The sequence below is a fragment of the Streptosporangium sp. H16 genome (assembly GCF_051918855.1).
Classification (GTDB): Bacteria; Actinomycetota; Actinomycetes; order Streptosporangiales; family Streptosporangiaceae; genus Streptosporangium.
The window spans coordinates 1-725 of the sequence record NZ_JBPXMD010000130.1; the positions used below are offsets into that span (position 1 = coordinate 1).

General features: G+C 69.5%; 1 protein-coding gene. It reads left to right on the top strand.

The genetic code is table 11. The features are described 5' to 3' along the window. On the top strand, positions 1-725 hold a 725-nt coding region (locus ACTOQ2_RS44000), incomplete at both ends, for an acyltransferase domain-containing protein (protein ID WP_440108000.1).

Consider the following 725-nt stretch of genomic DNA (forward strand, 5'->3'; position numbering starts at 1 on the left):
GCCGGTCAGGGCAGTCAGCGGGTGGGGATGGGCCGTGATCTCGCGGCGGCGTTCCCGGTGTTCGCCGATGCCTTGGACGAGATTTGCGCGCTGCTGCCCGGTGCGGTGCGTGAGGCGATGTTCTCCGATCCCGATGGTGTGCTGGCCGAGACGGGGATGACCCAGCCGGCGCTGTTCGCCTTCGAGGTCGCTCTGTACCGTCTGCTCGCTTCGTTCGGGGTGACTCCGGATGTGCTGGTGGGTCACTCGGTGGGCGAGATCGCGGCGGCTCACGTGGCCGGGGTGCTCTCGCTGCCTGATGCGTGTGCCCTTGTCACAGCTCGTGCCCGGTTGATGCAGGGGCTGCCGGAGGGTGGGGCGATGCTGGCGATCGCCGCCCCCGAAGCAGACATCCTTCCCCTGCTGGAGGGCCGCCAGGACGTGAGCATCGCCGCCGTCAACGGCCCGCAGGCCGTGGTGATCTCCGGTAGCGAGGCCGCGGTGGAGGAGATCGCGGGCCTGGTGAGCGCTCGCACCCGACGCTTGCGCGTCTCGCACGCCTTCCACTCACCGCTGATGGAGCCGATGCTCGCCGAATTCGAGCAGATCGTCTCCGGGTTGACCTTCGCCGAGCCGGCCATCCCCGTCATCTCCAACGTGACAGGTCGACCCGCTGAGCCGGGGCTGTTGACCGACCCGGGGTACTGGGTGCGGCATGTGCGCGAGGCGGTGCGCTTCGCCGACGG